The sequence below is a fragment of the Streptomyces sp. genome (assembly GCF_036524955.1).
Lineage (GTDB): Bacteria > Actinomycetota > Actinomycetes > Streptomycetales > Streptomycetaceae > Actinacidiphila.
Genome location: NZ_DATDBG010000116.1, coordinates 1 through 5,371 on the forward strand (window position 1 = coordinate 1; position 5,371 = coordinate 5,371).

At 75.1% G+C, this 5,371-nt stretch carries 4 protein-coding genes; 1 reads left to right on the forward strand and 3 read right to left on the reverse strand.

What is annotated here, in order from left to right:
- Positions 1 to 47: 47 nt before the first annotated feature.
- A complete protein-coding gene (locus tag VIW71_RS09720) occupies positions 48 to 1,310 on the forward strand; it encodes an MFS transporter (protein WP_414720712.1) in 1,263 nt (420 codons plus the stop codon).
- Positions 1,311 to 1,548: 238 nt separating this feature from the next.
- Here the strand turns inward: VIW71_RS09720 and VIW71_RS09725 are convergent, their stop codons facing one another.
- The 3 genes from VIW71_RS09725 to VIW71_RS09735 form a co-directional block, all read right to left on the reverse strand.
- Entirely contained in the window at positions 1,549 to 2,058 is a 510-nt protein-coding gene (locus VIW71_RS09725; protein ID WP_331621671.1) for a Pycsar system effector family protein, read from the reverse strand.
- Positions 2,042 to 3,253, reverse strand: a complete 1,212-nt coding sequence (locus tag VIW71_RS09730) for a hypothetical protein (RefSeq protein WP_331621672.1) — start codon at positions 3,251 to 3,253, stop codon at positions 2,042 to 2,044. Before VIW71_RS09730 ends, VIW71_RS09725 begins: the two co-directional genes overlap by 17 nt.
- Positions 3,250 to 5,371: hypothetical protein (locus VIW71_RS09735; protein WP_331621673.1), on the reverse strand; the 2,122-nt coding region annotated here is incomplete at its 5' end. The genes VIW71_RS09735 and VIW71_RS09730, both read right to left, overlap by 4 nt.

The window sequence follows — 5,371 nt, forward strand, 5'->3', positions numbered from 1 at the left end:
TTTGGCCGGGCTCCTATGAGGTCACAAGCTCCCGACCGGCGCAGTACTTGGCGGCACCGCCCGGACGGTCGACAATTCAACCCAAGGACAGCCGGAGCGTCAGTCAGGCGGAGGGTCAGACCCCCGAGCGGTGCCATCTACATCCTCACTGTCAGGCGGCGCCGCAACTGGTGTTCATTCTGGTCGGCGGGGTGATCGCGGACCGGATGTCGCGCTCCCGGTTGATGGCGGTGGCCGATGTGGTGGGCGCCGGGGCGTACGCCGGTCTCGCGGCACTGGTGCTGACCGCGCACGCGCCGTTGGCGCTGCTGTGCATGCTGGCGGTGGCGGCCGGCACGGCGACCGCGTTGTTCGCACCCGCGATGGACGGTGTCGTGCCGCTGGTGGTGCCGGCCGACCGGCTCCAGCAGGCCAACGGGCTGCTGCGGGTCGCCGCCAACACCTCTCTGCTGCTGGGGCTCGCGCTGTCCGGCGTGACCGTCGCCTGGATCGGCGCCGGCTGGGCCCTCGCCCTCAACGCCTGCTCCTTCGTGGTCAGCGCCGCGCTGACCGCGAGGCTGCGGATCGCGGAGCGGCCCCGCAGGAAGTCGTCGGGATGGGCGGATCTGCGGGAGGGCTGGCACGAGTTCTCCTCGCGGCAGTGGCTGTGGGCGGTGGTCGCCCAGTACACGGTCGTGGTCGCCGCGCTGAACGCCACCGCGGGTGTGCTGGGGCCGCTGGCCGCCGAGCGGAATCTCGGCGGTGCGCGGGCGTGGTCGGTCATCGTGGCCGCGCAGGCACTGGGCACGATCGCGGGTGCGGGACTGGCCGTGCGGGTGCGGGTCGAGCGCCCGGTGCTGGTGGCGGTGCTGGCCACGTTCCCCGCCGCCGTGCCGATCGCCCTGCTCGGAGGTGGGGCGCCGGTGTGGGTGATCGCGGCGGCGATGTTCTGCGCGGGTGTCTCCTCCGACGTCTTCGCCGTCCTGTGGTCCACCACCATCCAGCGGGAGGTGCCGGAGGAGGCCCTGTCGCGGGTCAGCTCCTACGACTGGTTCGGCTCCCTCGCTTTCGCCCCGCTCGGCCTGCTGGCCGCCGGCCCCGCGGCCGGCGCCCTCGGCACCGACCGTGTCCTGCTCGGCTGCGCCGCCCTGGTGGTCATCGCCACCGCCGCCGCCCTGCTCTCCCCCCAGGTACGCACCCTGCGCACCGCCCGGCCCGCCCTCGGCTCAGGTGCCGCGACCCCGCAGCCCGCAGCACCTCCGGCCGCCGAAAGCCGGTCCGGCGAACCCAGGTCCGGCGAACCCGGGCCCGGCGACGACGCGCCGGGCTAGCGCCGCGTCAGCCGAAGTCCGCCCCGTGGGACGCCCGGCACGGCGCCGCGCGGTGTTGCCGCGTCGACCGAGCGGGCTACGAGGCGGTCCGGCACGGCACGTCGCGGTGTTGCCGCGTCGACCGGGCAGGCCCGCTTCGAGGCCGGTCCGGCGCCTTGCGACGCACCGCACCGGACGCCGCTCCTTGACCGGCGAACCCTGACCGGCGCAGCAGTGCCCGTACGCCCGGGGGCGGCGCTCAGGCGCCCGCGGTGAGGGCCGCGGCGCAGAGCACGAAGCCCGGGGCGAGACAGCAGATGCCCCAGCGCAGGCAGCGGTACTTGGCGGTGAGGATGACGCTCATGTCCACGAACTGGGTCATCAGCCAGCCCACCCGGTCCTCGCCCGCCGCCGCCACCGCGCGGAGCAGCGCGGCGGAGTCCTGGCCGCGGTGGGCGTCGGCGAAGTAGGTGACGCCGGGGGTGGCGCGGGACGTACGGGTGCGCGGCAGGATCGCCCACACCAGCAGGGCGACGCCGGCCGCCCACACGGCGCCGCCCAGAAAGAGCGGCGCCAGCCACGGTCCCGCCGGCTGCTGCGGGGACCACCTGCCGCCGAGCAGCAGCGCGGGCATCGCCAGGGCGCCGGAAAGCAGCACCGCGGCCTTGGTGTCCGCGCGCGCGACATCGTCGCGAACGGTGGCGAGCAGCCGTTCGGCGACGTAGAGGGTGGTCTCCGGGTCCGTGGCGGGGTCAGCCGCCCTGCCCATCCAGGGACTCTCCTTCCCCGTCCGGCACCGCGGGGCCGCCGTCCGCCTCGGGCCCGGCCGTACCGTTGACCGCGGCCGGGGGCGCCGGCACCACCGGAGACACCGGCACGACCGGAGGCAGTGGCGGCATCGGCGGCAGCGGGGGAGTCTGCGCGGCCGGAGCGGAAGGCGCCGCGCCGTCCTCCGGCTGCGGGGCGCCCGGCGGGATCGCCGGCCGAATCACCGGCGGCGTCGCGAGCGCGGTCGCGGGCTGCGGCAACCCCCCTTCGAAGACCTTCCCGCCGACCGTCCGCGCGAAGTCGATCAGCATCTGCACCTGCCCCTCCACCTGGTGCCGCTGGACGATCCCCTGGTCGATCAGCCGCGTCAGGTACTCCAGGGCGCCCTGCCGCTGCTCCTTCGCCTGGATCTGGAGCGCGCCGAGGACGTCGGCCGCGCGGGCCGGGTCCTGGGCGAGCAGGTGGACGTAGTGCTCGGCCTCGCCGGCCTCGATGAGCTGCCGCGCCGCCGGCAGGTTGGCCTTGACGCGGGCCGCGGCGGCCTGGTCGATCGCGGACTGCACGGTCGCGTTGTGCCGCACCTGCACGATGTCCTGGTTGTGGTCGGCCGCCGCGCGCCCGAGGTCGATCCGTACGAAGACCTCGGTCGCCAGGCCGAGGTCCGCGCCGAAGGAGGTCCACCGGCCGTCGGCCAGTTCCGCCTGGATCGCCTCGTCGGCGGCCTGCGCGCCGTCCAGCCGGTGCCGGCGGGTGATCATCCGCAGCCGTGCGAGCAGCGGCGGGCGCAGCATCTTCTCCACGTCCACCACGCGCTTCTCGGCGACCAGGTGGAAGTCCTGGACCTCCCAGTTGACGTCCACCGCGCACTGGAAGTTCGCCTGGTCGCCGAGGGTGGGCAACTCCATCTCGAAGGACACCTGGTGCCGGCCGCGCGCGATGTGGCACACCGACGTGGGGCGCCCGAACATGGGCTTGCCGTGGTGCTGCGACCCCCGCACGGTGATCACACTGTGCCCGCCGTTGCCGTAGAAGACGACCGAGGCGATCTGGGCGCCGCGGTGCTTGTACGTGGTCTGCGGGACGAACTCCCTGACGAACGGCCCCTGGAGTTGCAGCGGCAGCTCCACTTCCTGCTGCTGGGCGAACTGCGGGGGCCTGCCGCCCGGTCCCGGCGGCGGCCATGCGTTCTGCGTCATCGATTCCCTCCTTCCGTGACCGCCTGCCGCAGCCGGCGGGTCTGCTCCTGTCCCAGAGGATCGTCGGGATCCTCGGACAACTCCTTGATCAGCGACAGCAGCCGCTGCCGGTCGTCGGGCGTCAGCGCCAGCAGCGGCAGGAACCGCAGCAGCTCTTCCTCCCACGGCTTGCCCCGGCAGGCGCGCAGCCAGCCGGCCACCGCGTCGAGCGCGGTCCGGTACGAGCGGCTGGTGTTGAGCGCCGTCCAGATCAGACCGGCGATCTCCGCCGCCCGCTCCGGGTGCGCGGCGGCGATCGCCAGCGGCAGTGGCCACCTCTCGCGCCCGGCCAGCGCGGGGGCGGGGTTCCACAGGTGCTCCACCAGGAAGTCGGCCAGCAGCACCGTGGCGACCAGACCCAGATCCTGGTGCAGGCGGCGGTTGTCGCCGAGCCAGCCGCGAATCCTGGCCAGCGGCTCGCGGCCGGCACCGGCGCCCGCCAGGTGCACGACGCTCTCCGCGGCCACCGCCCGCAGCCGCCCCTCCTCCCAGGTGCCGATCCGGCCGAGCCGGCCCAGCGCCTCGGCCACGGTGGCGGTCGCGGTGCCGCGGCTGAGCACGGCGGCGGCCGTCCACCGCAGATTGACGTCCGAGCCGTCCGCCCAGCCGCTGACCAGGGACCGCAGCGCCGCGCCCACCTGGGGGTCGGTCAGCACGCTCTCCAGGGCGGTCGCCACGAAGACGCCGCGTCTGGCCTGTTCCGCCTCGGCCATCGGGACCAGCAGCTCGCTGAGGGTGTGGGCACAGTCGTGGCGGCACAGCTCACCGGCGGCCACCGCGGCCCTGGTCCACACGTCCTCGCGCCGGTCCTGGCAGAGCGAGTCGAGCCAGCGCAGCACCGGGCCGCGCATGTTGTGGTGGTGCTCCCACAGGTGCGCCAGGAGCGCCGGCGCCAGCCGCTCCCCGCGGAACCGCACCGTGCGGACCGGGATGTCCTGACCGGCCACGACGGGCTGTCGGCGGGCTTCGACGGTGGCGCGGGCCGAGGCGAGCCGGGCCTCCAGACCGTCGCTGAGCAGCGGCCGGCCGGTGACCCGTTCCGGCTCGATGGTGACGGCCAGCTCCCAGGCGAGCAGTTCCGCCGCCTCGGCGACGACGCTGAAGGAGCTCTGGCCGAAGACGGCCAGCGCGATGCGGTAGGCGGCGTCCCGCAGCGCGGGCAGCGACTCCGCCTGCGCGCCGCCGGCGAACCACTGCCGGACCTGCTCCACCGCGAAGCCCCGGCACTCGGCGAGCAGCCGGTCCTCGGCCAGGCCGCCGGTGACGTGCCGGGCCAGCAGCCGGGCGAACCGGGCGGCCTCGGCGGGCAGCAGCGACTCCAGGCCGAGCGCGGCCCGCACGTCCGGCCTGACCGCCAGCCGCAGCGCCGCCTCCTTCACCCCGGCCGGCCGCCCGTCGAGTTCGGCGTCGAGGTGCCCGTCGAGTACGGCGTCGGGGTCGGCCGGTTCGTGCGCCCGGTAGTAGCGGGTGTGGTGCCAGCCCGGGGCGCCCGGGTCCGGAACGGCGAGCAGTACGGCATAGGAGCCGCGGTCGGCGAGCAGCCGGCCGAGCCGGTCGAGGTGGAGTTCGTCGGGCAGCCGGCCGTCGGCGGGTTCCAGGGCGTAACCGTGGCCCTCCGCGAGGGAGTTGCCGTCGGCACCGAGCGTGGTCAGGTCCGAGCCGGGGTCGAGCCGGGACACCTTGCCGCGGCCGAGGTCGTCCAGGAGCGACAGGGCGGTGAACATCCGGCCGGTGCCGGGCTGCCCCGACAGGACCAGCAGCCGGTCCTCGCGCAACCGCCGCTTGAACTCGGCGTAGCGGGGCGGCTCGGTGAACCGGCGGCGCAGCCGCTGCAACTCCTCCGCCGGCAGCGGCCCGGCCAGCAGCCCCTGGAAGCCGCCGCCGAGCTGGAAGTTGACCGAGCCGATGGAGCCGCCGATGTACGTACTGGCGTCGTGCAGCGAGAAGGCCGCCCGGGACTCGCGGGCGATACGGGCCGCGGCGCCGCTGGCCGCGGTCCGGCCCTCCTTCGCCGCGGGGTCGGCGCCGGCCGCGCCGAACAGACCGTCCTCGGCGGCCGGCTTGCCGGCCTCGTCCGTT

What these genes read in the sequence shown, in the direction of transcription:
- VIW71_RS09725 (WP_331621671.1), bottom strand. Translation starts at nt 2,058, where the DNA reads ATGGGCAGGGCGGCTGACCCCGCCACGGACCCGGAGACCACCCTCTAC.
- VIW71_RS09730 (WP_331621672.1), bottom strand. Translation starts at nt 3,253, where the DNA reads ATGACGCAGAACGCATGGCCGCCGCCGGGACCGGGCGGCAGGCCCCCG.